General features: G+C 54.7%; 28 protein-coding genes. 9 read left to right on the top strand and 19 right to left on the bottom strand.

The genetic code is table 11. The annotated features are described in order from the left end of the window. Positions 1-182 precede the first annotated feature (182 nt). Positions 183-1,157, top strand: coding sequence for a quinone oxidoreductase family protein (locus tag DY252_RS01565; protein ID WP_064787922.1), 975 nt, complete (start codon positions 183-185; stop codon positions 1,155-1,157). A gap of 104 nt (positions 1,158-1,261) precedes the next feature. Beyond that, complete coding sequence (locus DY252_RS01560) at positions 1,262-1,918, top strand: 2OG-Fe(II) oxygenase (RefSeq protein WP_064787923.1); 657 nt, start codon at positions 1,262-1,264, stop codon at positions 1,916-1,918. A 4-nt stretch (positions 1,919-1,922) separates the two neighbouring features. On the opposite strand, the gene DY252_RS01555 is transcribed toward DY252_RS01560, so the two are convergent. After that, positions 1,923-2,516 (bottom strand): HD domain-containing protein, encoded by a 594-nt coding sequence (locus DY252_RS01555; protein WP_231959645.1) that lies wholly within the window; start codon positions 2,514-2,516, stop codon positions 1,923-1,925. A gap of 108 nt (positions 2,517-2,624) precedes the next feature. On the opposite strand from DY252_RS01555, the gene DY252_RS01550 reads away from it, so the two are divergent. Further along, complete coding sequence (locus DY252_RS01550; protein ID WP_064787924.1) at positions 2,625-2,930, top strand: hypothetical protein; 306 nt, start codon at positions 2,625-2,627, stop codon at positions 2,928-2,930. Between the two features lie 31 nt (positions 2,931-2,961). Here the strand turns inward: DY252_RS01550 and DY252_RS01545 are convergent, their stop codons facing one another. The 10 genes from DY252_RS01545 to DY252_RS01500 form a co-directional block, all read right to left on the bottom strand. After that, positions 2,962-3,690, bottom strand: coding sequence for a LysE family translocator (locus tag DY252_RS01545; protein ID WP_082923369.1), 729 nt, complete (start codon positions 3,688-3,690; stop codon positions 2,962-2,964). Between the two features lie 100 nt (positions 3,691-3,790). Continuing rightward, positions 3,791-5,056: a transcription termination factor Rho gene (gene rho, locus DY252_RS01540; RefSeq protein WP_064787926.1), complete on the bottom strand. Its 1,266-nt coding sequence runs from the start codon at positions 5,054-5,056 to the stop codon at positions 3,791-3,793. A 318-nt stretch (positions 5,057-5,374) separates the two neighbouring features. Further along, a complete protein-coding gene (locus tag DY252_RS01535) occupies positions 5,375-5,734 on the bottom strand; it encodes a helix-turn-helix domain-containing protein (protein ID WP_064787927.1) in 360 nt (119 codons plus the stop codon). Continuing rightward, on the bottom strand, positions 5,731-6,378 hold the full coding sequence (locus DY252_RS01530; RefSeq protein WP_064787928.1) for a Smr/MutS family protein: 648 nt from the start codon (positions 6,376-6,378) through the stop codon (positions 5,731-5,733). The genes DY252_RS01535 and DY252_RS01530 overlap by 4 nt, the downstream gene beginning before the upstream one ends. 228 nt (positions 6,379-6,606) lie before the next feature. Beyond that, positions 6,607-7,548, bottom strand: a complete 942-nt coding sequence (locus tag DY252_RS01525; RefSeq protein WP_064787929.1) for a substrate-binding periplasmic protein — start codon at positions 7,546-7,548, stop codon at positions 6,607-6,609. A gap of 1 nt (position 7,549) precedes the next feature. Further along, complete coding sequence (dnaQ, locus tag DY252_RS01520) at positions 7,550-8,263, bottom strand: DNA polymerase III subunit epsilon (protein ID WP_064787930.1); 714 nt, start codon at positions 8,261-8,263, stop codon at positions 7,550-7,552. Between the two features lie 18 nt (positions 8,264-8,281). Next, entirely contained in the window at positions 8,282-8,866 is a 585-nt protein-coding gene (gene coaE / locus DY252_RS01515) for a dephospho-CoA kinase (RefSeq protein ID WP_064787931.1), read from the bottom strand. Between the two features lie 21 nt (positions 8,867-8,887). Further along, positions 8,888-9,754 carry a shikimate dehydrogenase gene (locus DY252_RS01510; RefSeq protein WP_064787932.1) on the bottom strand — a complete coding sequence of 289 codons (867 nt, stop codon included), beginning with the start codon at positions 9,752-9,754 and terminating at the stop codon, positions 8,888-8,890. Positions 9,755-9,799: 45 nt separating this feature from the next. Next, the gene (locus DY252_RS01505; RefSeq protein WP_064788294.1) at positions 9,800-10,405 is read right to left on the bottom strand and encodes a Maf family protein; all 606 of its coding nucleotides are present in this window, start codon (positions 10,403-10,405) and stop codon (positions 9,800-9,802) included. 22 nt (positions 10,406-10,427) lie between these two features. After that, entirely contained in the window at positions 10,428-11,252 is an 825-nt protein-coding gene (locus tag DY252_RS01500) for a pyruvate, water dikinase regulatory protein (RefSeq protein ID WP_008888770.1), read from the bottom strand. A gap of 687 nt (positions 11,253-11,939) precedes the next feature. Here DY252_RS01500 and hemE point away from each other — a divergent pair. From hemE to hemJ, 3 genes are all read left to right on the top strand, one after another. Then, positions 11,940-12,980 carry a uroporphyrinogen decarboxylase gene (gene hemE / locus DY252_RS01495; RefSeq protein WP_064787933.1) on the top strand — a complete coding sequence of 347 codons (1,041 nt, stop codon included), beginning with the start codon at positions 11,940-11,942 and terminating at the stop codon, positions 12,978-12,980. Positions 12,981-13,179: 199 nt separating this feature from the next. Continuing rightward, positions 13,180-14,295 carry a ferrochelatase gene (hemH, locus tag DY252_RS01490; RefSeq protein ID WP_064787934.1) on the top strand — a complete coding sequence of 372 codons (1,116 nt, stop codon included), beginning with the start codon at positions 13,180-13,182 and terminating at the stop codon, positions 14,293-14,295. Positions 14,296-14,462: 167 nt separating this feature from the next. After that, a complete protein-coding gene (gene hemJ / locus DY252_RS01485; protein ID WP_008888773.1) occupies positions 14,463-14,891 on the top strand; it encodes a protoporphyrinogen oxidase HemJ in 429 nt (142 codons plus the stop codon). A gap of 124 nt (positions 14,892-15,015) precedes the next feature. On the opposite strand, the gene secB is transcribed toward hemJ, so the two are convergent. Continuing rightward, a complete protein-coding gene (gene secB, locus DY252_RS01480; RefSeq protein WP_008888774.1) occupies positions 15,016-15,513 on the bottom strand; it encodes a protein-export chaperone SecB in 498 nt (165 codons plus the stop codon). A gap of 300 nt (positions 15,514-15,813) precedes the next feature. Further along, on the bottom strand, positions 15,814-16,449 hold the full coding sequence (locus DY252_RS01475; RefSeq protein WP_064787935.1) for an FxsA family protein: 636 nt from the start codon (positions 16,447-16,449) through the stop codon (positions 15,814-15,816). 380 nt (positions 16,450-16,829) lie between these two features. Between DY252_RS01475 and DY252_RS01470 the strand changes: the two genes are divergently transcribed. The 3 genes from DY252_RS01470 to DY252_RS01460 all read left to right on the top strand — a co-directional run bounded on the left by DY252_RS01470 (position 16,830) and on the right by DY252_RS01460 (position 19,331). Beyond that, complete coding sequence (locus tag DY252_RS01470; RefSeq protein WP_008888776.1) at positions 16,830-17,525, top strand: Tim44/TimA family putative adaptor protein; 696 nt, start codon at positions 16,830-16,832, stop codon at positions 17,523-17,525. A 163-nt stretch (positions 17,526-17,688) separates the two neighbouring features. Beyond that, the gene (mltA, locus tag DY252_RS01465; protein ID WP_064787936.1) at positions 17,689-18,969 is read left to right on the top strand and encodes a murein transglycosylase A; all 1,281 of its coding nucleotides are present in this window, start codon (positions 17,689-17,691) and stop codon (positions 18,967-18,969) included. Continuing rightward, on the top strand, positions 18,966-19,331 hold the full coding sequence (locus DY252_RS01460) for a Dabb family protein (protein ID WP_064787937.1): 366 nt from the start codon (positions 18,966-18,968) through the stop codon (positions 19,329-19,331). Before mltA ends, DY252_RS01460 begins: the two co-directional genes overlap by 4 nt. Before the next feature lie 186 nt (positions 19,332-19,517). On the opposite strand, the gene rlmN is transcribed toward DY252_RS01460, so the two are convergent. From rlmN to DY252_RS01430, 6 genes are all read right to left on the bottom strand, one after another. Next, a complete protein-coding gene (rlmN, locus tag DY252_RS01455; RefSeq protein WP_064787939.1) occupies positions 19,518-20,774 on the bottom strand; it encodes a dual-specificity RNA methyltransferase RlmN in 1,257 nt (418 codons plus the stop codon). 230 nt (positions 20,775-21,004) lie between these two features. Beyond that, positions 21,005-21,568 carry an invasion associated locus B family protein gene (locus DY252_RS01450; protein ID WP_008888780.1) on the bottom strand — a complete coding sequence of 188 codons (564 nt, stop codon included), beginning with the start codon at positions 21,566-21,568 and terminating at the stop codon, positions 21,005-21,007. A gap of 279 nt (positions 21,569-21,847) precedes the next feature. After that, the gene (locus tag DY252_RS01445; RefSeq protein ID WP_008888781.1) at positions 21,848-22,366 is read right to left on the bottom strand and encodes a hypothetical protein; all 519 of its coding nucleotides are present in this window, start codon (positions 22,364-22,366) and stop codon (positions 21,848-21,850) included. 12 nt (positions 22,367-22,378) lie between these two features. Next, the gene (locus DY252_RS01440) at positions 22,379-22,879 is read right to left on the bottom strand and encodes a bactofilin family protein (RefSeq protein WP_231959646.1); all 501 of its coding nucleotides are present in this window, start codon (positions 22,877-22,879) and stop codon (positions 22,379-22,381) included. A gap of 285 nt (positions 22,880-23,164) precedes the next feature. After that, positions 23,165-23,842 carry an EI24 domain-containing protein gene (locus DY252_RS01435; RefSeq protein ID WP_064780237.1) on the bottom strand — a complete coding sequence of 226 codons (678 nt, stop codon included), beginning with the start codon at positions 23,840-23,842 and terminating at the stop codon, positions 23,165-23,167. A 512-nt stretch (positions 23,843-24,354) separates the two neighbouring features. Then, complete coding sequence (locus tag DY252_RS01430) at positions 24,355-25,053, bottom strand: LolA family protein (protein WP_064787941.1); 699 nt, start codon at positions 25,051-25,053, stop codon at positions 24,355-24,357. Between the last annotated feature and the right edge of the window lie 145 nt (positions 25,054-25,198).

Raw genomic sequence — 25,198 nt, 5'->3', positions numbered from 1 at the left:
CGACCAAACAAGTCTAGCAGATTGCCATGACAGGATATGTCAGGAGCAGGATGGCTGCGATCAAACGTGGCCTATCCCAAGGATATTTTCGGTATTTCCCCTGCTGCAAATCACAGGCTTCTGCCCTACACTGCCCTCATTGACGAAACGTGCGTTCCAAAACGCAGAAAGGGAGGTCTTCCATGACCAAAGCATTCCGATTTTACGAAACCGGCGGCAGTGATGTCCTGAAATTTGAAGACGTCGACGTCGGTACTCCGGGCGAAGGCGAAGTGCGCCTGGCGCAAAAGGCCGTTGGCCTGAACTATATCGATATTTATTTCCGCTCCGGCGTTTATCCGGCACCGAGCATGCCGTCCGGCCTTGGCCTTGAAGGTGCTGGTATCATTGAGGAAGTCGGCCCGGGTGTGTCCGATCTTGCCGTGGGCGATCGCGTGGCGTATGCCGCACAGCCACTTGGTGCCTATGCCGAGGCGCGCGTGATGCCGGCCAAGGGGCTGGTCAAGATCCCAGATGATGTCAGTTTTGAACTGGCCGCGGCCGCGATGTTGCAGGGCATGACCGCGCAATATCTTTTGCGCCGGACCTACAAGGTGCAAAAGGGCGATACCATCCTGATCCACGCGGCGGCAGGTGGTGTTGGCCAGATTGTCTGCCAGTGGGCCAAACATCTGGGGGCGACCGTGATTGGCACGGTGGGATCGAAGGAAAAGGCCGAAATCGCCAAGGCCAAGGGCTGTGATTACCCGATCCTTTATCGTGACGAGGTTGTTTCCGAACGGGTCAAGGAAATCACCGGCGGCCAAGGCGTTGAAGTTGTTTACGATTCGGTCGGTAAAGATACGTTTGAGGATTCGCTCAAATGCCTCAAACGTCTGGGCATGATGGTCAGCTTCGGCCAGTCATCGGGTGCCGTGCCGCCGGTAACGCTGGCCCAGTTGGCACCGGGTGCCATCTTCCTGACCCGTCCCAGCATCTTCCAGTACAACGCCACCCGTGAAGAGCTTCTGGCCAGTGCGGGTGAGCTGTTTGACGTTTTGAAATCGGGCATTGTCACGATTGATATCACCGCGACCTACCCGCTTGCCGATGCCGCAAAGGCCCATGACGACCTTGAAAGCCGCAAAACCAATGGTTCAATCGTCTTTACCGTCTAGGTCGCAAAGCATCTGATGAAAAAAGACTAGGAAGCGTCACATAAAAGCCGATAGATTGCGCGATCGGCTTTTTTCTTGTGCCTTCGCATATCGGAACCTCTGTAATGTCTGTTTCAAACGTACAACAATCTGTCATTGCCGCCTTCAAATCGGCAAAAACCTATCAGGACCCCTATCAACACTGGATCCTTGAAGACGTCTTGCCAGAAGGCATGGCAGAGGCTGTTTGTGCCCTTCCGATTGATGCGCCGTTTCTTGAAGTTGATGATGCCGGCACGCGCGAAGCCAACAATTCAAGCCGCCGTTACTTTGACCCGGAAAACATTGCGAAGTTCGAAGCCGCCAACGATATCGCGCAGGCGTTTCATTCCCGTGAAGTTGTCGACACGGTCGAGGAAGTGTTTGGCGCTGATCTGAGTGAGTCGCGCATTCGACTGGAATTCGCCCAGGATCGCGATGGTTTCTGGCTGCAGCCGCATACAGATATCGGCGTAAAGCGCTTTACCATGTTGCTCTATCTATCGAACGAACCGGGTCACGAAAAACTCGGTACCGACATCTACAAGGATGCCGACACCCATGTTGGTGCATCCCCGTTCAAGCCGAATTCTGCCCTGATCTTTGTCCCGTCCAACAATACCTGGCACGGCTTTGAAAAGCGTACCATTCCGGGCATCCGGAAATCACTGATCATCAACTATGTCACGCCGGACTGGCGTGCCGTTGAACAGCTGCCCTTCCCCGACACCTATGTAAAGTAGTCTGTCAGTTCCCGTGGGTCATCCGCACATCACGTGCAATCGCGTCAAAACGATCTGACAGGTTATCGCTGACCTCCCGGCAGGGGGCGACCACGGCTTCGGCCCAGTCGACATAGGCCAGTATCTGCCTTTCATCCCAGCCAATCGGCGTGTCGGTCAGCATCGCACCGACATTGGCGACCTTGTCGGCCAGTCGAACAAGCTTGGCCCCGTTGGTCAGGCTTGGTGCGGTTTCGATCTGTTTTGCCTTGCGCTCGTCCCTCGGCAGGGCCTTGTCGTCGCTGACTTCGAGCACGATATCGGCGATGATGTCATTAAAGCAGGCGGCGATTTCATCGCGCGTCGCGCCGCAATCCTCGATCACGTCATGCAGGATCGCAGCACACAGGATATCCTCCTCCGTGCCCGGTTCGCATTCAACAATCAGGCGGGAAACCTCGATCGGGTGATTGATATAGGGTTCCTGTGCGGCCCCTTTGCGACGCTGGTCGCGATGGGCACGGGCGGCGAAGTCGACGGATTTAAGTAGAAGCTGCATAAAGCGCGATATGATCGTGAACGGTTTGCCCAGAGTCACACGGCTTTTACGTGGTTTCAAGCTTTCATCGCCCTGCCCGGGCAAAATCACCCAAACCCGTGAAAAACCGCACCAAACACGCTACGATCAAGACAATTGATGCGACGCCATTCAGTGGGAGCCCGGAAAATGTCACAGGAAATGCGCCTGAAACTGACCTTGTGGAATGAAAACCCCGACAATCCTCTGCATCTAAGCGCCCTTGCCCCCAAGGATGGCTGGCAAAGCCCCCCGCCCAACCGGATCGAGGCCGGTGAAACGGTGGTTTGCGAGATTACAGCCGCCAACACGCTGGCGATTACGCTGAATTACGGCACCTGCCATATCGGCATTCACCTGAGTGATGACAGTTTTTCCATTGATCCCGGCACGGCCCGCCTTGATCGGCAGAAACTGGGGAGTGACTTGGCCGAAGTGGTGCTGGCGCTGGCTTAGGGCATCGTTCTTGTTTGGGACCTATCGCGGGTCAATTGCGTAAGGCACGCAACCCGTCAATCAATAACCGCCCGCCAATCAGACCAAAAATTGCCCCAAACGACGCATCAATCACGCGGAAAAAGCGTTGATAGGTCCTTACAGCAACGCCGGTTGAAAACAACACGGCATAGGTGCCATACACCATCATCGCCGAAATCGCCGCCATGCCCCCGATCAGAACCAACGCAGAATGCGCCCCGTGTGAAGAGGCCAGAAACATCGATACGGCCACCCACATCATTGCTGCCTTGGGATTGGTCAAAACCACCAGAAGCCCGGTTCGATAAGAAACGCGACCAAGCCTCGGTGTTGTCTCGGCCCGCGAACCTTTCGGTTGATGATCCTGATTTTTCAGGCTGCTGCGCAGTGATTTCACTGCAAGATACAGAAAATAGGCCCCACCAAGCAGCTTCATCACTGTCACGGTTTGCGGAAAGGCATCAATGATCGTTCCGATACCGAAAGAAAACAGAATTGACCAGATGAAAACCCCGGTCGCAATTCCCGATGCCGTCAGGACCCCGGCGCGTCGGCCACCCGAAAGGGCTGCGGCAGAGACCGCCATCATGTTCGGACCCGGTGATATCTGTGCCAAAGCAATACCAAACATTACCGTGCCAATTTCCAAGCCCGTCATTGCGATCAGTCCCCAATATTTTCCGACATGGAAGTATGGCCGGGAAAAGTGACCGCGCAAATACAGTTTCATGTGAAACATTGCCCTGATCCAATCGACAGGCACAAAAAAAACGGGACTGCAAAGGGCCCCGTTTGTTTTTTACGATCCAGTGCACCGGGCCCATCAGGCCCGGGCGGACTTATCCGTTCATGGAATCGAAGAAATCGTCGTTGTTTTTGGTCGATTTGAGTTTGCCCAGAAGGAACTCCATCGCGTCCTGCGGCCCCATCGGGTTGAGGATACGGCGAAGGACCCACATCTTGGACAGAACGCCCTTGTCGACAAGCAGCTCTTCCTTACGGGTACCCGATTTAAGGATATCAATCGCCGGGAAGATACGTTTGTCAGACAGTTTACGATCCAGGATAAGCTCGGAGTTACCGGTTCCTTTGAATTCTTCAAAGATGACTTCGTCCATGCGCGATCCGGTATCGATCAGGGCAGTTGCGATGATGGTCAGCGAGCCGCCTTCTTCGATGTTACGTGCCGCACCAAAGAAACGTTTCGGACGCTGCAGCGCGTTGGCATCGACACCACCGGTCAGGACCTTGCCCGAGCTTGGCACGACGGTGTTATAGGCACGCGCCAGACGGGTGATCGAGTCCAGCAGGATGACAACATCATGCTTGTGTTCGACCAGACGTTTGGCCTTTTCCAGAACCATTTCGGTGACCTGAACGTGACGCTGGGCCGGTTCATCGAAGGTGGAGGAAATAACTTCACCTTTTACCGAACGGTCCATGTCGGTCACTTCTTCCGGGCGTTCGTCAATCAGAAGAACGATCAGATAGGCTTCCGGATGGTTTTCCTCGATCGCGTGCGCAATGTTTTGCAGCATCACGGTTTTACCGGTGCGCGGCGGTGCGACGATCAGGGCACGCTGACCTTTACCAAGCGGCGAAACCAGTTCGATCACGCGGTTGGTGGTGTCCTTGTTCGTCCCTTCCTGATCGGATTGACGCTCCATCTTGAGCGGTTCATCAGGATAGAGCGGGGTCAGGTTATCGAAATTAACGCGCTGACGGACTTTTTCCGGCGCATCGAAATTGACCTTATCAACCTTGAGCAGGGCGAAATACCGTTCGCCTTCTTTCGGCGAGCGGATCTGACCTTCAACGGTGTCGCCGGTCCGCAGGCTAAAGCGCCTGACCTGGCTCGGACTGACATAAATGTCATCCGGTCCGGCAAGATAGTTTGCCTCGGGGCTGCGCAGGAAGCCGAAACCATCGGGCAGAACTTCAAGAACGCCTTCGCCAAAGATGGCATGGTCGTTCTCGGCCAACTGCTTGAGGATCGCGAACATCAGCTCCTGCTTGCGGAGCGTGCTGGCGTTTTCGATTTCGAGTTCATCAGACAGAGCAAGCAGCTCGGTCGGAGATTTCTTTTTAAGGTCCTGAAGATGCATATGTGCGTTTAATGATCTGTGGTTGCCGAAAGGGCGAAGATTTTATGGAGATAGAAAAGAGAATGTGCGGTTGACCGTCAGGCAAGGCGCTCAGGCTTTTGCTGGGGCGTGCGGACGGTTCGAAACCTTGGAGTTGCAAGAAAGGCAGGTCTTTTCATGTTTCTGGATCGAAACACCCCCGATTGATACCCTTGAAAATCGCAATAGTCAAACCGTGATTCGTTGAGATCGGCTATTTTTGCAGTCGGGGTTGTACAAAAAACACGGTTTTACCGTGCAAAGGCCCTATATCAGGTTGCCAGTTACGGAAATAAGGGCCTAGGCCGGACGTTCCCGAACGATTTCAAGCATTCGGTTGAGCTGATCCTCGCTCAGGCCGGCGATGCGTTCCGACAGCAGGTTGGCCAGTTCGGTGGCCTGCGGTTCCAGCCCGGCGGTATCAACCGTGATTTTCGGATGCGAGAGCTGGGCCAGACGTTTGACGTCATCGACCTCGTCCCAGACCAGATTGAAATAGCCACAGATTTGCTGCACCAGACCGGGGCTGGGCCGTCCGCGATGACCGTGTTCAAGCGCGGACAGATAGGCCGGTGACAGTTGAAGCGCAGTTGCCATATCGGTCAGCGTCACGTTGTTGCGCGCACGGAGTTCCCGGATGCGATTGCCAAAAGGTGTCACGGGCGTCTCCGTTTCAACAAGACATAAAAGGCCCCGGCACCACCGTGCTGGATCTGGGCCTGATGGATGGCAAGGATGCGATTGCGCAGGTTTGGCGCACTCAGCCATTGCGGGGTGCGTTCGCGCAAAAGACCGGTACGGCCATACTCATCAGCGCGCGATCCCTTGCCGGTGATTACGAGAACGCAACGTTTTCCGGCCCGCCAGCTATCCTCGATAAAGGTATTAAGGGCATTAAGGGCGACTTCCTGGGTCATGCCGTGCAGGTCGATGCGCCCGTCAATCGACATCTTGCCCTTTTGGAACTTGTTGGCGGTTGATCGATCAATCCCGTCGGTGACACCGGGTTTCAGTTCGGAAAGGTTCTGTTTTTTGATCTTTGGGCCACGATCGGCATGGCGGGCCGAGGGCAAATTGCGCGCAGCCCGGCTTTGTTCGGACTGTTCAAGCTTTTCACCAAGATTATCGGGCAAGGTAATCGCGGTATCGCTGGTGTGGATATCATCATCAGACGCGACAACGTCATCGCCAGCCTTGCGCCTTTTCTTGCGCAAAGGTTTGACGTCACGGGTAAAGACCTCCCACAGGGTCTTTTCGTCATCCGTGACGGTGCGGCGTCGCTTATTTGGTTTCTTCTGACTCATCGACCAAGACAATATGCAAGCGGCGCGGTCCATATACGCAAGGCTTTATCGTCCATTCGATATCACCTGTTTGCAACAGCCCGGTCACCCAAAGGAATGTTCGCGGCATATTGCCGTGTCATTGCTTTTCGCGCAACCGCGCCCATCGCGCATTTCGCCGTCACGGCAACAATATGTTTACTGGAAAAACAGGCCAGACCGGGAAAGGTGGCCAGACTGGGTTGTGTTTCACGTGTCGATGTCGGTCAGATCAACACAGGTGATCCCGTTGTTATCAAGATCAAGCATCGCCTTGAGAAACGAGCTGTCCATATTGGTCGACAGCCCGTGGGCACGGCGGTTTTCAACAAAGAAACCATTGGTCTTGAAGGTATCAAGCTGGTTTTGCAGCCGTGTGATATCGCCTTTGGGAACATCGCCACTGATGGCGATATAAAGATAGCAGGTGCGATAGGGCATGGTGCCGACCACCTCGGGCAAGGATGTATCGGGCTGCTCACTTCGGACCTTATCGACATAGTGACGCAGGATATTGCCACCAATCGCAATCATATCAACGCGATCAGCCATCATCATCGGCAAAAGAAGTTCTTCGCGCGGGACCATGACCAATTGGCTGGCACCGCGATCACGAAGATATCCCTCGCGCGCCGAGCCCATCAGAACCCCGATCCGGGCATCGCGCAAAAGGGTGTCAAACGCCATATCTGTCCAACCACTATCGGTAAAACCATACAGGTTCCAGAAGGTCCGGCTGACCGGACCCACCCATTGGAAAACATCTTCGCGATGATCAATGCGGGTTGTCGGATAAATCACGTGGCCGACTTCGCGTCCGGCCAATTCCATCTGCCGTTTCCAGGGCATTTGTGGCACGATCTCAACAGCAAGACCGGCCTTGGTAAACAGTTCGATGGCAAGCGTATCGAAATAGCCGGGCTCCGGCCGACCCGATGACTGAACCCGCGTGCTTTCAGACAAATGGATGATGTAAGTGCCGTTAAATGGGCTTTTGGCGGGGGTGTCAGCCTCAACCGCCTCGTCGGCCTGAACAGCACCGGTGCCAACAATCAGAACACATGCAAGGATCAGGACCGCGAGAATGTAATCAGCGCGTTTTTTGAAGGGCAAAGTTAAGGAACGCAGTGCAGGCCACTGCCCTTGTGCCATCCTAGGCATCTTGCCTTGTCAGCCAGAGCGCGTCTTTGACTTTGGCCTCGATATAGGCGCGGTGGGCGGCAAGTTCTTCGTCGCTGATCACATGCGGCCTTGGTTCCAGCCGGTTGCCCCGCGGGCCCAGAACCCGACGCCCGCTATTTGCCCCCTCCTGATCACCGTTCAGGGCATTGGGATCAAGCGACAGGCCGTGCTGACGGCCGCCGAGAAGTTCCAGATAGACCTGGGCAAGAAGGTCGGAGTCAAGAAGTGCGCCGTGAAGGGTACGGTTGGAGTTATCGATCTTGAACCGACGACACAGCGCATCGAGGCTGACCGGGGATCCCGGGAATTTCTTGCGCGCCATCTGAACGGTGTCAAGGGCGCGTTCCATGGCAATGCGCGGCTTGTTAAGCCATTCAAGTTCCGCATTGAGGAACTTCATGTCAAAGGCGGCATTGTGAATGACCAGAACCGAATCCTCGCCAATGAATTCGATGAAATCATCGGCGACCTCGGCAAAGACGGGCTGGTCTTTGAGGAACTCATCGCCCAAACCGTGAACGTCGAATGCTTCCTTGGGCATCGGGCGCCGGGGATTGATATACTGGTGATACTGCCGCCCCGTGGGCATGTGATTGATCAGTTCGATGCAGCCGATTTCAACCAGTCTGTGGTCTGCATAGGGATCAAGGCCGGTGGTCTCGGTATCAAGAACAATCTCACGCATGTAGTCGTTATCCAGTCATCAACTGAGTTGGTCGATAATACCCTGAATATATTGAAAAGTGACCGCACGCCCCAACCCGGTCGGGATGATGAAATCAGCGCGCTTTCGCTTTTCGATATCTGGCATCTGTTTGGACAGAATGGCGGAAAATTTTGTCTCCGTCATCCCTTCTCGCGAAAGAACACGCTGGCGTTGTATGAACCCTGGTGCCGATACAACTGCAACATGATCACAGCGCTTTTCACCGGCTGTTTCATATAAAAGCGGGATGTCGAGAACAACCAGCTTGCGCCCCAAACGCCGTTGGGTGGCAAGGAATCTGTTCTCAGCTGCGCGCACCAGCGGATGCAGGATGGTTTCAAGCGTTTTTAGAACATCCGGATTGGCAAAGGCGATCTTGCCCAATGCCTGTCGATCAATCCGGCCATTGTTGATGACATCGGGAAAGGCCTTGGCGATCAGGTCGAAGGCAAGGCCATTTGGCGCCATCAATTCATGGGTCGTGGCATCGGCATCATGGACCGGCACACCAAGGGTGCGAAACATCGCCGCCGCGGTTGATTTGCCCATCCCGATAGAGCCGGTTAACCCAAGAATTTTCATGATAAGATTACCATTCAGATCTTAATCTGGCGAAAGAACAAAATCGCGCAGTTCCTGGGTGACTTCGGGATCGATCCCGAACCAGCGATGGAAACCCGGTCGTGCCTGATGGAGCAACATGCCAAGCCCATCGACAATCGGATTGCCACGAGCTTTGGCCTGCACCAAAAGGTCGGTCATCAGCGGCGCATAGACAATATCGGTGACAAGGGCAGTTTGCGGCAAACCGGACAGATCGATCTCAAGCTTGGGCTGGCCGACCATGCCAAGGCTTGTGGTATTGACGACAAGCGACGCGTCCTCAAGGGCTTCAGGTGCAACCGGCCAGTCAATCACCTTGATCCGCGGGTCCTTGATTTCGGCTGCGACGTCTTCGGCGCGTTTGCGGGTCCGGTTGGCCAGCCGAATTTCCGGGCAGCCTTCATCAAGCAGGGCGACCAAAACCGCACGGCACGCCCCGCCTGCCCCAAGCACCACCGCCGGACCGCTGGCAAAGGCGATATCAGGGGCTTCCTGGCGCAGGTTTTCAAGGAAGCCAAACCCGTCGGTATTATCCCCCAAAAGACGACCATCCTTGGCAAAGGTCACGGTATTGACCGCCCCGATGCGACGCGCACGATCAGACAGTTCGTCACATTCGGGCATCGCCATTTCCTTTTGCGGAATGGTGACATTAACCCCGGAAAATCCCAGATTGCGCAAGGAAATCAAAGCTGCCTGAAAGTTTTCCGGCTCCACGGGCAGTGGCATATAACAGCCATCAATGCCGTATTTCGCCAGCCAATAGCCATGCAGGCGCGGCGATTTCGAATGCGATACCGGCCAGCCCATCACGCCGGCAAGGCGCGATGTGCCCGATAGGGTGCGATAAGGATTTCGCGAAGTCATTGCGTGTTGTTTCCTGCCTGATGCGTTTTTGATGCATTATTATGTTTATGCCTTGAGAACACCGTGATCGCGCAAGAAGCCAATCAGCGACAAAAGCGGCATGCCCAGCACGGTAAAGTAATCCCCGCGCACCTCGGTAAAGAGCTGCGCACCAAGGCCTTCAAGCTGATAGCCGCCCACACAGTGATAAATCTCTTCTCCGGCGGCATCGAGATATTCTTCGAGCCATTCATCGGTGAAGTTGCGCACGGTCAGATGGGCGGTATCAATCGTGCCCCAGATGCGCGAGCCTTCCTTATATATAACAGCGGCCGACACCAGCTTGTGACTTTTGCCCCGCAGGGCCAGGAGTTGGGCGCGGGTATTGTCACGGTCCATCGGCTTGTCAAACCAGATGCCATTGCATTCAAGCATCTGATCGGCGGCAATCACAATCGCATCGGGTTGCTGGCGATACATGCGCAGCGCCTTCATTTCAGCCAGGGTTTCCGCGGCCTCGGCCGCCGTCGCACCCTCGGCCTTCATCGCCTGTTTATAGCCATCCTCGTCAATCATCGAGGCGACGGCTTCGCAATTGACACCAGCATTGGTCAGCATGGCATGGCGGGCCTTGCTGCTGGATGCGAGAATAAGACGATGGGTGCTGGGCATATGTTTATCCTGTTGGTGCAGCTTAATGACCGCGGCGGTCATACATGGTCGATAAAATAATGGCGGCGGTTTCTTCGATGGACCGGCGGGTCACATTAATGATCTTCCAGCCACGTTCGGTAAAGTATCGCCGTGCCTGATGGACTTCATCGCGGACTGCGACCGGATCAACGTAATCGCCGCCCTCGCCGCGTTCGATCTGGCGCAGGCGGTTTTTGCGGATCGAGACCAGCTGATCAACATCCTTGATCAGGCCAACCACCAACGGTTTTTTGAGCTGATCAAGTTCCGGCGGCAATGGGCAGCCCGGCACAAAGGGAATATTGGCAGTCTTGATCCCACGATTGGCCAGATAAACCGATGTCGGGGTTTTGGACGTGCGCGAAACACCGACAATCACCACATCGGCGTCTTCCAGATCCCAGCCCGATTGGCCGTCATCATGGGTCAGGGTGTAATCAATCGCCTCGATCCGGTTGAAATATTCCTCGTCCATTTTATGGAGCGCGCCGGTCCGGCCGTGCGATTGCTGGCCCAGATACCCGGCCATCATGGTGACCGTGTTATCAAGCACGTGGCTGTGCGGGACCTGCAGGCGGCGACAGCCTTCTTCAAGCTTGCGGCGGATGTCGCTGTCAAAAACGGTGTAAAGAACGATGCCGGGATTGCGTTCGATATCGGCCAAGACCCGCGCCAGCTGGGCATCGGTTCGGATCAGCGACCAGACATGTTCATGGGCACGCACATCGGGAAACTGCGCAACACAGGCGCGCGCAATGCCATCGACCGTCTCGCCGGTTGAGTCCGAGACCAGATGAAGATGGAAAATTTTGTCCGTCCCGACCATGCCTGTCCGTTTCTTTGGCCAATTTTTGATCACCAAGAGGAATCTTATCCACTTTTTGCCGACCAAACGATTTTTCTAACTTTATTCAAACAACGTTACGGCTGTTCAAAATACCGATCACTAACCGGATGGATAAGAGTTTTATCGCAACCCGAAGTTAGCGGATCGGAGTCGGCCCTGTGGATAAATGTGGATAACGGGTGCGACTCCGGCCCGATTTTTTCCACAGGAATTATCCTCCCGCTCATACAAACTTTCTCAAGTGCTCTGTCCCGAGCGGGATAAGTGCCAAATTTTTCCCGTAATAACAGGGATAAGAATGCAAAAACCAGACTTATTCACCTTATCCCCATTATTCAAAAACGTCTTTTCCCAAGGCAGAGTCCGGGAGTCGTTCGGAGTCGTACACAGTTTTCCCCAAGGCCGGTTGAGATGAATCATTTTTCCCGAGTCGGAATGTGAATAAACTGTGCGTGAAATTTAATCCCTGTTATCCACAGGGAACCACTCACAAACAACATCCTTTTTTATTAAATAAGGTTTTGTTAGGCAGAACGTGGAAAACGTCTTGGCAAAGGCCCCAGGGCACATTTCACGAAATAACAAAGCCGGTTCTGACAGGTGGCCGAACGCCGCGTGTCGGGCCAAAGATCAAAAAAGCGATCGGGAAGAGAAACAGGAAACCAGATGCCTAACACCCAAAAGACCTTCTTGCGTGCCCTTGCCGGAGAAACTCTTCCGGTACCGCCGATCTGGCTGATGCGCCAAGCTGGTCGCTATTTGCCAGAATACCGCGCAACCCGCGCAGAAGCAGGCTCTTTCCTTGATCTTTGCTATAATCCCGATCTTGCCTGCGAAGTTACGTTGCAGCCCCTTCGGCGCTTTGACTTCGATGCGGCAATATTGTTCTCCGATATCCTCGTTATACCGCAGGCACTTGGGCAGCATTTGGCCTTCAAGCAGGGAGAAGGCCCACAGCTTGAGGCCATCCGCGATGCTTCAGGCCTGGGCAAGCTTTCGCTTGAAGGCATTCATGACACGCTTGGTCCGATCTATGAGACGGTTTCAAAGCTTTCACACGCCATTCCATCGAGCACAGCACTGATCGGCTTTGCCGGTGCACCCTGGACCGTTGCGACCTACATGGTCGAGGGCAAGGGATCCAAGGACTTCCCGAATATCCGCCGCTTTGCCTATGGTGATCCCGATGGTTTTGCCAAACTGATCGACATTCTGGTCGAGGCGACGACGCAATATTTGCTGAAACAGGTTGAGGCCGGTGCGGAATGCATTCAGCTGTTTGAAACCTGGGGCGGGGTGTTGTCCGAGACCGGCTTTAATCGCTGGGTGATCGAGCCGACCAAACAGATCGTTGCCAATTTGCGTGCTGTCCACCCGGATCTGCCGATAATCGGCTTCCCGCGTGGCTGTGGCTTGCATCTGGTCGATTTCAAACAAAAAACCGGTGTGACCGCGGTTGGCCTTGATAGTGGAGTTAAACTCGACTGGGTGGCGGAAAACCTTCAGAAACTGGGACCCGTTCAGGGCAATCTGGATCCGATGCTGCTGATTACCGGCGGTGATCCGATGTTTGATGAAACCAAGCGCATCCTTGATACGCTGGGCAAAGGGCCATTCATCTTTAACCTTGGTCATGGCATCACGCCGGAAACCCCGCCGGAACATGTTGGCCAGCTGGTGAACTTCATCCGCGATTACAAAGGGTAAATGTCGGCAATTGCTGCATTTTATTTTGTGATTTTTGAAATCAATCAAATCGATTGAAAAATTCAATGCGTATGATGGGCGTTGCCTGTTGCGCTTGGGTCCGGTTTAACCAAAATAGGTGCCGGAGCGCGACGGGTTTACATCATTCCCGGTTTGTCGGGAACCGGTCCAGACACGATCTGACATGAAGGATAGCCAAATGTCCGAGACGACGCGCAAGAAACGCGCCATTGTTCTTTTCAATCTGGGGGGGCCGGACTGTCCGGCAGCTGTTGAGCCGTTTCTGTTCAACCTGTTTAATGATCCGGCGATCATCAGCCTGCCCAATCCGTTCCGCTTTTTGCTGGCAAAGCTGATTTCGCGTCGCCGCGCACCAATTGCGCGCGAGATTTATGATCATATCGGTGGCAAATCGCCGCTTCTGGAACTGACCCAGGAACAGGCAGATGCGCTTCAGATTGCGCTCAATGCCGAAGATGACGGTTATGAAAACCGTTGCTTTATCGCCATGCGCTATTGGAAGCCGTTTGCCGATGATACCGCGGCCGCGGTCAAGGCATGGGGGGCGGACGAACAAATTTTGCTGCCGCTTTATCCGCAGTTTTCAACCACCACCAGCGGATCGTCGGTCAAGGACTGGAAACGGGCCTGTGCCAAGGTTGGCCTGAGCTCTCCGATCAAAACGGCATGCTGCTATCCGACCAATCCGGGCTTTGTTGAAGCATCGGCTGAGATGATCAAGGCGGGCTATGAGCGGGCCCTGGCCAAGGCCACGGAACTTGGCATTGATAAGCCGCGCATCCTGTTTTCCGCCCATGGTGTGCCGAAAGCGGTGATTACCAAGCGCGGTGATCCCTATCAGTCGCAGATCGAAAAAACATCGGCCGCGGTGGTCGAGAAAATGGCGATCGAAGGATTGGACTGGAACGTTTGTTATCAAAGCCGGGTCGGCCCGATGGAATGGATTGGCCCCTCGACCGAGGACGAGATCGAACGTGCTGGCAAGGAAAACAAGGGCATCGTCGTGGTGCCGATTGCCTTTGTCACCGAGCATTCGGAAACCCTGGTCGAGCTTGATATCGAATATGGGGAACTGGCGCATGAAAAACATGTGCCGATCTATGAGCGCGTGCGCACGGTCTGTTCCCATCCGAAGTTTATTGCCGGACTTGTTTCGGTTGTAAAACAAACCCAGGACGAGCTCGATGAAAAAGGCCCGGATGACTACACGGTCGAAACGCGCGGCTGGTGGTGCCCGGATGAACATTCCTGTGCGGTCGCCAAGCAGCCATCGCTGAAACCTGCCGGGGCCTGAACTGGCCTAAAGCGCGACGCGCTTTAGATCACAGTTATAACGCCAATCGGGCCGGTTCTGTTTTTGGATCGGCCTGATTGCTGTTATGGTCGGAAAAATTCAAAAAATTCCCGCTTGCGCGGTCTTAAACCTGCCGACCCTGACCGTCACATCCAGAGAAGAGAGAGATGGATAGTTACAGCATTATCAAATCCCTGCATGTCATCAGCGTGATCGCCTGGATGGCGGGTCTTCTTTATCTGCCAAGGCTTTATGTCTATCACTGCGAAGTGGCGCCGGGCTCGGAAGCCAGCGAGAAATTCAAGGTGATGGAACGCCGCCTTTTGCGCGCCATCATGAACCCGGCAATGATCGCGACCTGGATTTTTGGCGGCTATCTGATCCATGCGGCCGGTGTGATGACCGAAGGCTGGTTCCACGTCAAACTGCTGTGTGTGGTTCTGATGACCATCGCGCACATGATGATGGCGCGTTACCGCCGGGCGTTTGAGGCGGATGCCAATACGAAATCGCAGAAATTCTATCGCATTTTCAATGAAGTACCGACGATCCTGATGATCATTGTCGTCTTCATGGTGATCGCTCGGCCCTTCTGATCGGCTCGGTTTGACGGCCCATCAGCGGAAACGTTTCGATTTTAAAATAAAAAGGCCGCCAAACTGGCGGCCTTTTCTTTGTCATCGTTTTGGTATCGAACCAAAATCCGATGAATGAGGTCAATCAGGCGTTGCCAGCCGGCTGACCTTCCATCTTGGATGCGAATTTCTTGCGGAAAAGATCAGCAAAATCAATCTGCTGCATCATCAGCGGCGGGAAGCCACCGTCTGCGGTCAGGTCTGCGACGATTTTGCGGACATACGGGAACAGCAGGCGCGGAACTTCGATCATCAGAACCGGCAGGCGATGTTCGTCAGAAACATTCAGCGTCACAACGCAGCCATACTGAAGTTCGGCGATGAAGGCCACCTTGTCGCCAACGTCGGCTTTGACGTTGATCTTGATGGTGACTTCATGAAGTTTCTGGTCCTGGGTGGTGCGGGCCTCGACATCAACATCGATATTGATTTTCGGCTGCTGCTGCAGGGCAACGCTTTCCGGTGCGTTCGGGTTTTCGAACGACAGATCCTTGATGTACTGGGTGTGGATCGTGATCGGATTTGCGGCCGGCTGCTGCTTCTGTTCTGCTGCGCCTTCTGCACCGGTGGTATTCTCGGCCATTAAAGTCTAGCTCCCTTAGAGGTCATTTCGTCTTGATCAGAAAAAAGCTTTCGGCTTGAAGGCTTTGCCTTGGCTGAAATGCTTATTACTGACGCCGCCCCGTTGCGGCAGATAAATTGGACTTGTTGGCCTAGCACGTCTGGCCTGCACGGGCAAGCCAATCAGAGCGGGTCAAAGCCCTTATCAAAGCCCGTATTTCCGGGGGTTTGGTTGTCCTGATTATTGCCAAAGGCCTTTGACTCAAAGAAGGCTGACCGGGGGTGTCGGTCAACCTTCTGATTTTGTGATTTTCGTATGAATTCAGCGCGTCTCGTCACGCGGCGGCAAATTGCGCGGTGTTTCGGGATTGTCGCCCGGATCATTGCTCCTGTCGGTGTCGTTTGACGGATCATTCGGGCTGACATCTTCGAAATCGCCATCAATGATCGGCCCGGCCCCGCGCGGCCGTGCTCCGCCATGTCCACCGGCGCCATGTCCACCGGCGCCATGTCCGCCGGGTCCATTCGGTCCGCGCCCGTTTGGCCCACCGTGCGCACCGCTGGAATAGGTCGCACCGCGGAAGTTTGTCCGGATATTGCCCGACTGGACCAGCTTCATGATGACCTTGGCCCCGATCAGCTGGCGCAGCGGCGGGACAAGCAACAGGAAGCCAAAGGTATCGGTGACAAAGCCAGGCGTCAGCAATAATACACCGGCGATCAGAATGCAGATGCCGTCAAACAGGGCACCAATGGGCATTTCGCCCTGATCCATCTGGCTTTGCGCCTTGGCCAGGGTTTGCAACCCTTGGGCACGCATCAGCGACGTACCGATGATGGCTGTCAGAACAACCACGCCAATGGTCGGCCATAGCCCGATCAGTTCGCCGGCCTGAATGAAGACCGCGATTTCGATGATTGGCATGGCGACGAATATCGCGAGAAAGTAAAAGCCCATTGTTTCTCCGTTTACTGGCGATGAATTGCCTGTATGCGCCGCAAATGTCGTATTATCACATGCATTTTACGGCCAAAGCTGACGTCTTGCTGAAACTATTGCAGAAAACAACTTGGTTTTCAGCGATTTCTCATTAATCTGCACACTTAAGTTCGTTGGTTAGTTGGTGGGAACGCTAATGTGACAACGCGACAAAAATGCGGCAGATCGTCATCTTGGCTTTGCCCCGGCGCATATCGCACCGGTGAAGGGTGAAGATGATCACATCTTGCCGGGTAATCGGCAGTTGCCCTTGCATTTGGTTAAGTTCATACCATCTCTCCACCACGGTTGTGATATACAGACAACCAGTTTGAAACCATTAGGATCACGAGACCGTCTTGCAGTATTTCGATATATTCTTATTCGCTCTGATTGCGGTTTTCCTTGTGCTGCGTTTGCGTGGCGTGCTTGGCCGTCGCACCGGCAATGAAAAGCAGGGGCCGTCCGATATCTTTGGCCGTCAGACTCATGACAATGAAGGCCAGAAAGACGCCGCAGCTCAGACCGATAATGTTTATCGCCTGCCTGACTCCGGTAACGATCAGGATGCGGCAGATGTTCCTTCGGGCACGTTTGCAACCCTGCAGGAGATCCAGAAGCACGATCCGAACTTTACCCAGCAGGACTTCCTCAATGGCGCGCGCATGGCGTTCGAAATGATCGTCGAATATTTTGCCAAGGGCGACAAGGATGGCCTGAACCCGTTGCTTTCGGCCGAGGTTTACAAGAACTTCGCCGCTGCCATTGATGCCCGCGCCGAAAAGGGCGAGCACGAGGAAACCACCCTGGTCGGTATCAAGAGCGCGTCGATCCATGACGCCAGCCTTGAAGGCCGCACCGCCTATGTGACGGTGAAATTCGTGTCCGAGGAAGTCTCGGTCATTCGCAATGCCGAGGGCGATGTGGTGGATGGCGATCCAAACAAGGTGGTTGAGGCCGAAGACCTCTGGACATTCGCGCGCAATATCGAAAGCCGCGATCCGAACTGGCAGCTGGTTGCGACCGAAACCCCGGAAGAAGAAACCGCCGATTAACGCGGGTTTCGCAAAGACCAAACATACCAAAGGCGATCCGATCAACCGGGTCGCCTTTTTTCATGCCTGCGCCTGTTTGGGCTATCGCCAATTATCGGCTTGTTAAGCATGTCAGGGGCAAGATCAGATTTTCGTAGAACTGTTCTGAAAAACGGATTCCATCTTGAAAAGACGACTGGTTTTATCACGCAGCCTGTCCCTTGTTTCTGTGCTGGTCGGCGCGGCTGCCGCCCTGATCTGGATGTTTTGGCCACAAATCACCGGACAGATCGAACCCCCGGCCGAGGTGGAAGACAAACTGACCCTGCGCCCGGCGACGTTTGCTGATCTTGATGGCTGGCAGACCGATGATATGCGCGGCACCGTGCGGGCCTTTGCCCGGTCGTGCCAGGCGATGCTAAGACGCAGTGATGACAAACCCGTCGGGCCTGACCCACGCATGGGCACGATTGGCCAGTGGCGCGATCGTTGCGAAACCGCGGTTTCCCTTGATGTTGAGAGCCTTCGCAAGGAAGACGCCCGTGCGTTCTTTGAAAGTGGTTTCAGACCCTATCTCAGTGGCAATCGCGATACGGCCGAGGGCCTTTTTACCGGCTATTACGAGCCGGAATTGCAAGGCCAGCTGACCCGTGGCGGGGCATATCAGACGCCGCTTTATCTTAAGCCAAATGACATGGTCTCGATCGATCTTGGCGATTTCCGCGAGGATCTGAAAGGTACCAAGCTGGTCGGGCGGATCGCGGGTGATGCCATCAAACCCTATTACGACCGTGAAGCGATCGAGGAAGGGGCGTTATCGGACCGCGATCTTGAACTGGTCTGGGTCGATGATGCGGTGGATGCCTTTTTCCTGCAAATTCAGGGGTCTGGTCGGGTGGTACTACCCGATGACAGTGTACTTCGGGTGGGTTATGCCGCGACCAACGGCCATCCTTACTTTGCCATCGGGCGCGAACTGATTGCGCGCGGGGTGCTGACGCGCGAAACCGTATCGCTGCAATCAATCCGTAAATGGCTGCATGACAATCCGGGCGAAGCCGATGCGGTGATGAATACCAACGCATCCTACGTGTTTTTCCAACCGCTGAAGGTTGATCCGAATGACCCCGAAGCGGGGCCGCTGGGATCGCAAGGGGTGCCGTTGGAGCCCGGCCGGTCATTGGCGGTGGATCGCAGGTTCCATGCCATGGGGGTGCCGGTCTGGCTTGAAACCAGCGATCCGATGAATGCGGACCGTACATTTCGCCGCCTGATGGTGGCCCAGGATACCGGTGGGGCCATTCGCGGGCCGGTGCGCGGTGATATCTTCTTTGGCCCGGGCGAGGACGCGGCTCTTTATGCCGGCCACATGAACCGGGAGGGCCGGAAATATGTCCTGTTGCCCAACAGCATCGATCCGGCAAGCTGGCAGGATGCGGATACTCAGACAGGGGGCACTTCATGATCCGTCACATTGTGTTGCTGCAGATCCCAAGCCACATCGCGCAGAGCGACATCGACACCATGATCGGCGAACTTGAAAAAGTTGCCTTTTCAGTGCCGGGTGCATTGGCCTTTAGCGGCGGACCAAAGATGAGCGGAAGCGGCCTTAGCCAGGGATTTACCCATGCCATTACCATTGATTTCACCGATCTGGCGGCGCGCGACACCTATGTGCGCGGCCTTGATCAGGACTGGATCGGCATTCGATTGTCTGAAATGACCGAAGGCGGCCTTGGCGGTATTCTTGCCATAAGCGTCAATGTTGATGACATCCATACACCCGACAAGGGATCGGACAAGAAGCCGGAATTACGCTGGATCTGAACTAGATTATGTCAAATGATCTTATAATTAAGATCAAAATACCGACCAAGATCAAACCGACGATCTAAATCGCGCTTTTTGGGACGTTTCGGCGCAGGGACCTGAAACAGGGACAGCGCAAAGAAAAACACCGGACGGCAAGGCCATCCGGTGTTGATCGATTTTGGGACGTCGTTGATGCCTGACTTACTGGGCGGCGACGATGCCTTCGTTGCCGGCATCCGATTTGCCACAACCTGCTGCGTCACCGTTGCTGCCAACGCGTGATTTGCGCTGACGCTGGCTTTCGGATTTGAGCTGCCCACAGGCGGCCAGAATATCGCGGCCGCGCGGCCAGCGGATCGGCGCTTCGTAGCCGTTATCAAGCAGGATTTGCGCGAAGTTCTTGATATCGTTGGTCGGCGTGCATTCGTAATCCGAACCTGGCCATTTGTTGAACGGGATCAGGTTGAACTTGCAGTGAACGCCCTTGACCAGCTTGGCCAGCGCACGTGCATGTTCGGGTTTGTCGTTCACGCCTTTAAGCATGACATATTCCATGGTGATCGGACGGGCATTGGACATACCCGGATAGTTCCGACACGCATCCATCAGTTCTTTGAGCGGGTATTTCTTGTTGATCGGCATGATTTCGTTGCGCAGATCATCATCAGGCGCATGCAGCGAGATCGCCAGACCAACGCCAAGGTCTTCGCCACAGCGCACGATTTCCGGCACCACGCCAGAGGTCGAAAGCGTAATACGGCGGCGCGAGATCGAAATACCTTCGCCGTCCATGGCAATGCGCAGGGCATCGCGGACGTTTTCATAGTTAAACAGCGGCTCGCCCATGCCCATCATGACGATGTTCGACAGACGGCGGATGCCATTGGCCGGGGTCGGCCATTCGCCGTAGCTATCGCGTGCGACCATGAACTGGCTGACGATTTCGCCCGGGGTCAGGTTGCGCACCAGAAGCTGGGTACCAGTGTGGCAGAATTTGCAGGTCAGCGTGCAACCCACCTGCGATGAAATGCAGACAGCGCCACGATCTTCATTGCGATCGGGGATATAGACCGTCTCGGCCTCGTTGCCGTCATGGAACTTCATCAGCCATTTGTGGGTGTCGTCAGTGCTTTTTTGATCGGCTGTCAGAACCGGACGCCCGACATAGAAATCCTGAGCCAGGCGATCACGCAGCTTTTTGGAAATGTTGGTCATGTCCTCGATGTCGGTGACACCGCGGTTATAGATCCAGTTCCAAAGCTGTTTGACGCGGAACTTGCTTTCGCCCATGCCAGCCATGAGTTCGGTCAGTTCTTCGCGGGTGATGCCGACCAGATCACGACGCCCGTCGGCAGCCTGCCCATTGGCGGCGCGCGAAACGAAGTCGGACAGCGACGGCCCATCCTGCTTGGCAGGGGCATCGGTCAGGGGTGCGTTTTCGGTCAGGACGTCGGTCATCCCGGGCTCTCTCTTTTGCGTAGTGTGGGTTTGCCAGACGGTTTTTGGCCGTCTTGTTCTGGCGTCAGCGGGACTATACCAGAAATGATGCAAAAATGCTTGGCCCCGCATATAGCGGGGCCGGGTCGATTTAGAAACGATAAATTTCACATTGCAGCTATCACAGCACTGCAATCACGGTTGCAAAGCACGCTGTGACGGCCCCACCAACCGGTTTGATCAGATATGGATCAGTTGACCGGCTTGGTGTTGCAGGCCTTTGAAATCGCGTTATAGGCGTTGGTAAAGCCCGACAGTGAATAGGTGTCGGTGGTCTTGGTATCGCGTGACGAATAGCCAACCACAACCATGGTCGATCCGGCTTTCATCGCGCTGACCAGTTTGCGGTCTTCTTCGCTGTTTACCGCCCAGGCGGAATCATCATGGGTGAACAGCTTGAAACTTTTGGAATCGATTCGAAGATCGACCTCGCTACCGGATTTGTAGGTATAGCCGGTGATGAAGCTGACTTCATTGAGCAGCTTGAGTGCCGGGCGATGGGTGACCATGACATAGATTTTGCCACGCTGGGTGTAGTCGCCTTTGGCCGAGGTCGGCTGGCTGCCCATATAGCAGACTTTCTGGCCATCCTCGGAATAGGTGTAGGCTTCCCACTTGCCGTAAACATCTATCAGCTGCGGGGAGTTCTGGGCCTGTGCCACGTTGGTCGCAAAACCAAGCGCAAGCAGACAGGCAACCGCGCCAAAAGCGGCGGCAAACGAATTTCTGACGAGACGATGGGCGTGTTTTTTCATGAGGTCGCGTATCGTGTCTGAAGTTTCGGGATCGGTCCGACCGGACCACGTTAGGACGCATAAAATCCAAAGGATATGGCAAATTTATGAGGTTCGTTTTCCGAGATTGCCGCCAAAAGGTAAAGATTAAACCAAGGAATGCGTCCAACCGGGTGCGAACAGGCAAATTTTACAAATTATTCTGTGGATGGCGCCGGATGATCGCCATGGGTGGTGATGCGCTTCTTGACGGGATTACCGGTAAACCGTTGTCACACCACTAAAAATGATTGGCAGGTGTCAGCCGCGTGCGAGATTCTTTTTGACCACCTGATCCAGGCAATCCTGAACCGTGATCGGCTGATTTCCGCGCCGCATGCGCGCCAGCATGTGACGGAGTTCACGGGGTGCGCCTTCGGTTGCCGGGGCGAAGAAGGCATCAAACGAACATTGATCGGATCTGTATTGCCACACGCGGATGTCGCCTTCGCCGCGGATCATTTCCGGTTCGCCGATTTTGGCTTCGACCTCCGGCTCTGACAGACCCTTGAGCGATGCGTTGGGTACCGGCTTGAACGGGATGGCGGCCGTGGTGGTACGTGATTTAGAATTTTCCGGCCGCCTGCGGGCTTCGGGCTGGGTCGTAGTGACGTTGCCCTTGGTATTAAGCTCGCCGTAATTGGTGTTTGTCGAACCCGGTGGCACTGAAGACCCGCCGCCACAGGCCGAAAGACCCATGGCAATAAGCGCCAGAAGCAAAATCACCCCGAATGGACGGGTGACGTCTGTTCGGGGTGAGGTTTGGGTCAGAGCAATCATGCGCGCTAAAAATCAGGAATCGTCAGATTTGCGCGGGATGGTGATTGCGCCGGTGCTGCCGCCGCGGCTTATACCGGTGTCAGCACCTTCGACATATTCCAGCTCGCCCTTGATGCGTGCACCATTTTCGATCTGAAGCGCGCCATAGGTGATCTTGCCGCTGATTTCAGCCGAGTGGACGACAACCACACGGCCAGCCGTCAGTTCACCTTCAAACTTGCCGCTGATTTCGGCCTCATCCACCTGGGCAGAACCGATGAAGCTGCCGCCTTCGGAAACTTCGAGGCGCGAGCATTCCTTGATCTGGGCTTCGACAACGCCTTCGACGACCAGAACGTCACAGGAACCGATTTCACCTTTGAGCGTGATGTCACGACCAACTGTCAGTTTCTTGCCCTCGGAGGAGTGGCTACCCGATCCTCCCGGGCGACCGGAACTGCCGCGGGTCGGGATTTCAAGCGGGCGCTTCGGGATTTCCGGGCGGAAGTTGGTGGAGTGCGGTTTGCTGGACATTTGCGGTTCATCCTTTGTGCGCGGTTGGGTGAAGAGCCGCGGCTCTGTTCGTTTTTCTGTTTTTTCGAACGTGCGGGTTTCGCTGGATTTGTCAGATGCAGCATCAGAGGCCGAGGTCATCGTCCCGGAAAGCTTGTCTGATCCATCCAGGCGAGATGTATCTGACGAAGTCGCACTTCTGTCGACTGTTTTGTTGGCTTTTTTCTTTCCAAACATGGGATGACCAGATCCTTAGAGTTGCAGTTTCGATGTTGGTCTAGGGTGTATCGGCCTTGCGGTTACCGGTCAGGCGGTCTCGGGCACATAGGTGCCAAGACGCACAGAATAGTGGACCATAAAGGCGGTGGCGATGATCGGCGCGACCAGATTGACCAAGGGAATGGTCATCAGGAAGGTCAAACCGACCCCGGCAATCCAAAGCTTTTTCTGGCGGCTTTTGCGAATGGCCTCAACCGTTCGCGCATCATAGCGGCGTGCGGCAACCAGTTCAAAATATTCACGCGACAAAAGATAGCCATTCATCCCGTAAAACGCGATGACATAGAGCGGGCCCGCCAGAAGAAGCGGCAAAATCAAAATGTTAAGCGCCAAAGCCGTCAGGGCGAATTTTAGGCCGCTGATCAGCGCATCAATGATCGGCTGCGGACGGGTGTCGGGCAGGGTCGGATAGTGCTTGTCTTCGACCGCGTCGGCAATCTGATCGAGCAGAAGGCTCGAGATCAGGACCGTGGCCGCGGGAAACAGCAACAGCACAAGAAGGGTCAGACCAATGCCCAGAAGCCAGTCCACGGCGGTTTCAAGCCAGCCACCATCAGTGAAGAAGGTGACGGAATTCAGACCGAACCAGATCAGGACCCACAACCCGACAATGGTTGCCAGCGCACCGGCAACACCGATCAGCACAACTTTGCGAAAACGCGGGTCGGAAAACTGCGCAACGGATTTCAGAAAGTCATTGATCATGGAAGATGTCGGTCCTGTCCTGTCATGTGTCGAGTGTGCGGAATATATCCGCAAGGGAATCATGCATTAGTTTAGTAGGCAATTAAAATTAACAGCCTGTGAAATCAGGGGGTGGCTTTGCAGTTTTCCCAAGAATGCGACATCTATCGCAGGCATCAGGCAAAAAAAAGGCGTCCGGCCAGGGGGGAGAACCGGACGCCAGCGCTCCGATAATCTGGAGCGTGAGGAAAGGTAGGGGAGACCTTTTCCTCACACCGGGTTCCCGTCGTTTAGGGGAACCTTGTGACAGACTCACATATAGGATGCACAGGACCTCCGTGCCATGGGTTTGGGCCCGAAAAAGACGACAAATTTTGAAACTTTTCCCTGATTCCAATCCGCGGTGATTTCGTTACGAAATCACAATTACATTCACCACTTGGCCAAGCAGTTGAATCAGAAAATATTCTTGATCCGGCACCGGTTTACGGGCGGTTCAAAGACATCGAAATCGGATGGGAATTTTTTTTGGCCTAGTTGCGCTGATTTGGCCAGATGCGTTCAAATTTGAACAGTTCCGGGTCAAGCTGCATGCCCTCTTCGGTATTGAACAGGGTGACCGTGGTTTCGACCCCGGTCGGGTCCTTGACGCTCCACTGACGCAGCTGCATCGGCTTTTCGGTGAACACCAGGGTTACACTTCCGGCACCCGGATCGGATTTGCGCACCAGTTCAACGCGGACAGTTTCGGCCGTGCGACGATAATCGACAATCTTGACCTTGTCGGTCAGCGAGATGTTTTCCGCCAGAATGATCCCGGCCGGGGTTTCATCAATGTCGAAATAGGTCGGTGCGTTGATTTCCTTGTCATAATAGATGAAATCATTGCCGGTCGAGACCAGCAGGATCTGGGCCGGCGGGTTATATTCAAACCGCATCTTGCCCGGGCGTTCCATATAAAGATCGCCTTCGGCCGCACCACCATCCGATGAAATCTGAACGAACTCGGCCTTAAGCGTCGTGATCCCGGCCAGATAGTTTTCGATCTTTTCGATCATCTCAGGCGTGATCTGATCGCTTGCTTGCGCGTGGGCTGTGCTTGGCAACAGGGTCAGACTGGTGACGGCACCAAGACCGATGGCGGATGCAATGACACTTGCCGCAAGAACGGCGCGGCCTTTCTTGCCAAACAATTTCCAGCGAGTCTTCGGTTCTTGGTTCAAACGGGTCATGTGTCTTACCGGTGTTCGTAACAATTCGTTGATCGCAATCATGGCGATTGCAGAAGGTGAATGGCGGATGATAAAAATCGTGCCAAATAGTAACCACTCACTGCGAGTAACATATCGCATCATTTGGCCGGGAAGACCAGCCGGG

The organism is Thalassospira indica (genome assembly GCF_003403095.1).
Taxonomy (GTDB): Bacteria; Pseudomonadota; Alphaproteobacteria; order Rhodospirillales; family Thalassospiraceae; genus Thalassospira; species Thalassospira indica.
The sequence above is the reverse complement of the archived record's forward strand: the minus strand, read 5'-3'. Positions and strand labels throughout refer to the sequence as shown.

Coding starts and splice junctions, on each gene's coding strand:
- DY252_RS01475 (WP_064787935.1), bottom strand. CDS start 16,449: ATGGGCTTTTACTTTCTCGCGATATTCGTCGCCATGCCAATCATCGAA.
- DY252_RS01460 (WP_064787937.1), top strand. CDS start 18,966: ATGATCCGTCACATTGTGTTGCTGCAGATCCCAAGCCACATCGCGCAG.
- DY252_RS01545 (WP_082923369.1), bottom strand. CDS start 3,690: ATGTTTCACATGAAACTGTATTTGCGCGGTCACTTTTCCCGGCCATAC.
- rlmN (WP_064787939.1), bottom strand. CDS start 20,774: ATGACCGACGTCCTGACCGAAAACGCACCCCTGACCGATGCCCCTGCC.
- dnaQ (WP_064787930.1), bottom strand. CDS start 8,263: ATGCGTGAGATTGTTCTTGATACCGAGACCACCGGCCTTGATCCCTAT.
- DY252_RS01445 (WP_008888781.1), bottom strand. CDS start 22,366: ATGATTGCTCTGACCCAAACCTCACCCCGAACAGACGTCACCCGTCCA.
- hemH (WP_064787934.1), top strand. CDS start 13,180: ATGTCCGAGACGACGCGCAAGAAACGCGCCATTGTTCTTTTCAATCTG.
- DY252_RS01510 (WP_064787932.1), bottom strand. CDS start 9,754: ATGACTTCGCGAAATCCTTATCGCACCCTATCGGGCACATCGCGCCTT.
- DY252_RS01435 (WP_064780237.1), bottom strand. CDS start 23,842: ATGATCAATGACTTTCTGAAATCCGTTGCGCAGTTTTCCGACCCGCGT.
- hemJ (WP_008888773.1), top strand. CDS start 14,463: ATGGATAGTTACAGCATTATCAAATCCCTGCATGTCATCAGCGTGATC.
- DY252_RS01550 (WP_064787924.1), top strand. CDS start 2,625: ATGTCACAGGAAATGCGCCTGAAACTGACCTTGTGGAATGAAAACCCC.
- DY252_RS01525 (WP_064787929.1), bottom strand. CDS start 7,548: ATGGCACAAGGGCAGTGGCCTGCACTGCGTTCCTTAACTTTGCCCTTC.
- DY252_RS01530 (WP_064787928.1), bottom strand. CDS start 6,378: ATGAGTCAGAAGAAACCAAATAAGCGACGCCGCACCGTCACGGATGAC.
- DY252_RS01440 (WP_231959646.1), bottom strand. CDS start 22,879: ATGTCCAGCAAACCGCACTCCACCAACTTCCGCCCGGAAATCCCGAAG.
- coaE (WP_064787931.1), bottom strand. CDS start 8,866: ATGAAAATTCTTGGGTTAACCGGCTCTATCGGGATGGGCAAATCAACC.
- DY252_RS01500 (WP_008888770.1), bottom strand. CDS start 11,252: ATGGTCGGGACGGACAAAATTTTCCATCTTCATCTGGTCTCGGACTCA.
- DY252_RS01430 (WP_064787941.1), bottom strand. CDS start 25,053: ATGACCCGTTTGAACCAAGAACCGAAGACTCGCTGGAAATTGTTTGGC.
- rho (WP_064787926.1), bottom strand. CDS start 5,056: ATGCATCTTCAGGACCTTAAAAAGAAATCTCCGACCGAGCTGCTTGCT.
- DY252_RS01565 (WP_064787922.1), top strand. CDS start 183: ATGACCAAAGCATTCCGATTTTACGAAACCGGCGGCAGTGATGTCCTG.
- DY252_RS01560 (WP_064787923.1), top strand. CDS start 1,262: ATGTCTGTTTCAAACGTACAACAATCTGTCATTGCCGCCTTCAAATCG.
- DY252_RS01450 (WP_008888780.1), bottom strand. CDS start 21,568: ATGAAAAAACACGCCCATCGTCTCGTCAGAAATTCGTTTGCCGCCGCT.
- secB (WP_008888774.1), bottom strand. CDS start 15,513: ATGGCCGAGAATACCACCGGTGCAGAAGGCGCAGCAGAACAGAAGCAG.
- DY252_RS01505 (WP_064788294.1), bottom strand. CDS start 10,405: ATGCCCAGCACCCATCGTCTTATTCTCGCATCCAGCAGCAAGGCCCGC.
- hemE (WP_064787933.1), top strand. CDS start 11,940: ATGCCTAACACCCAAAAGACCTTCTTGCGTGCCCTTGCCGGAGAAACT.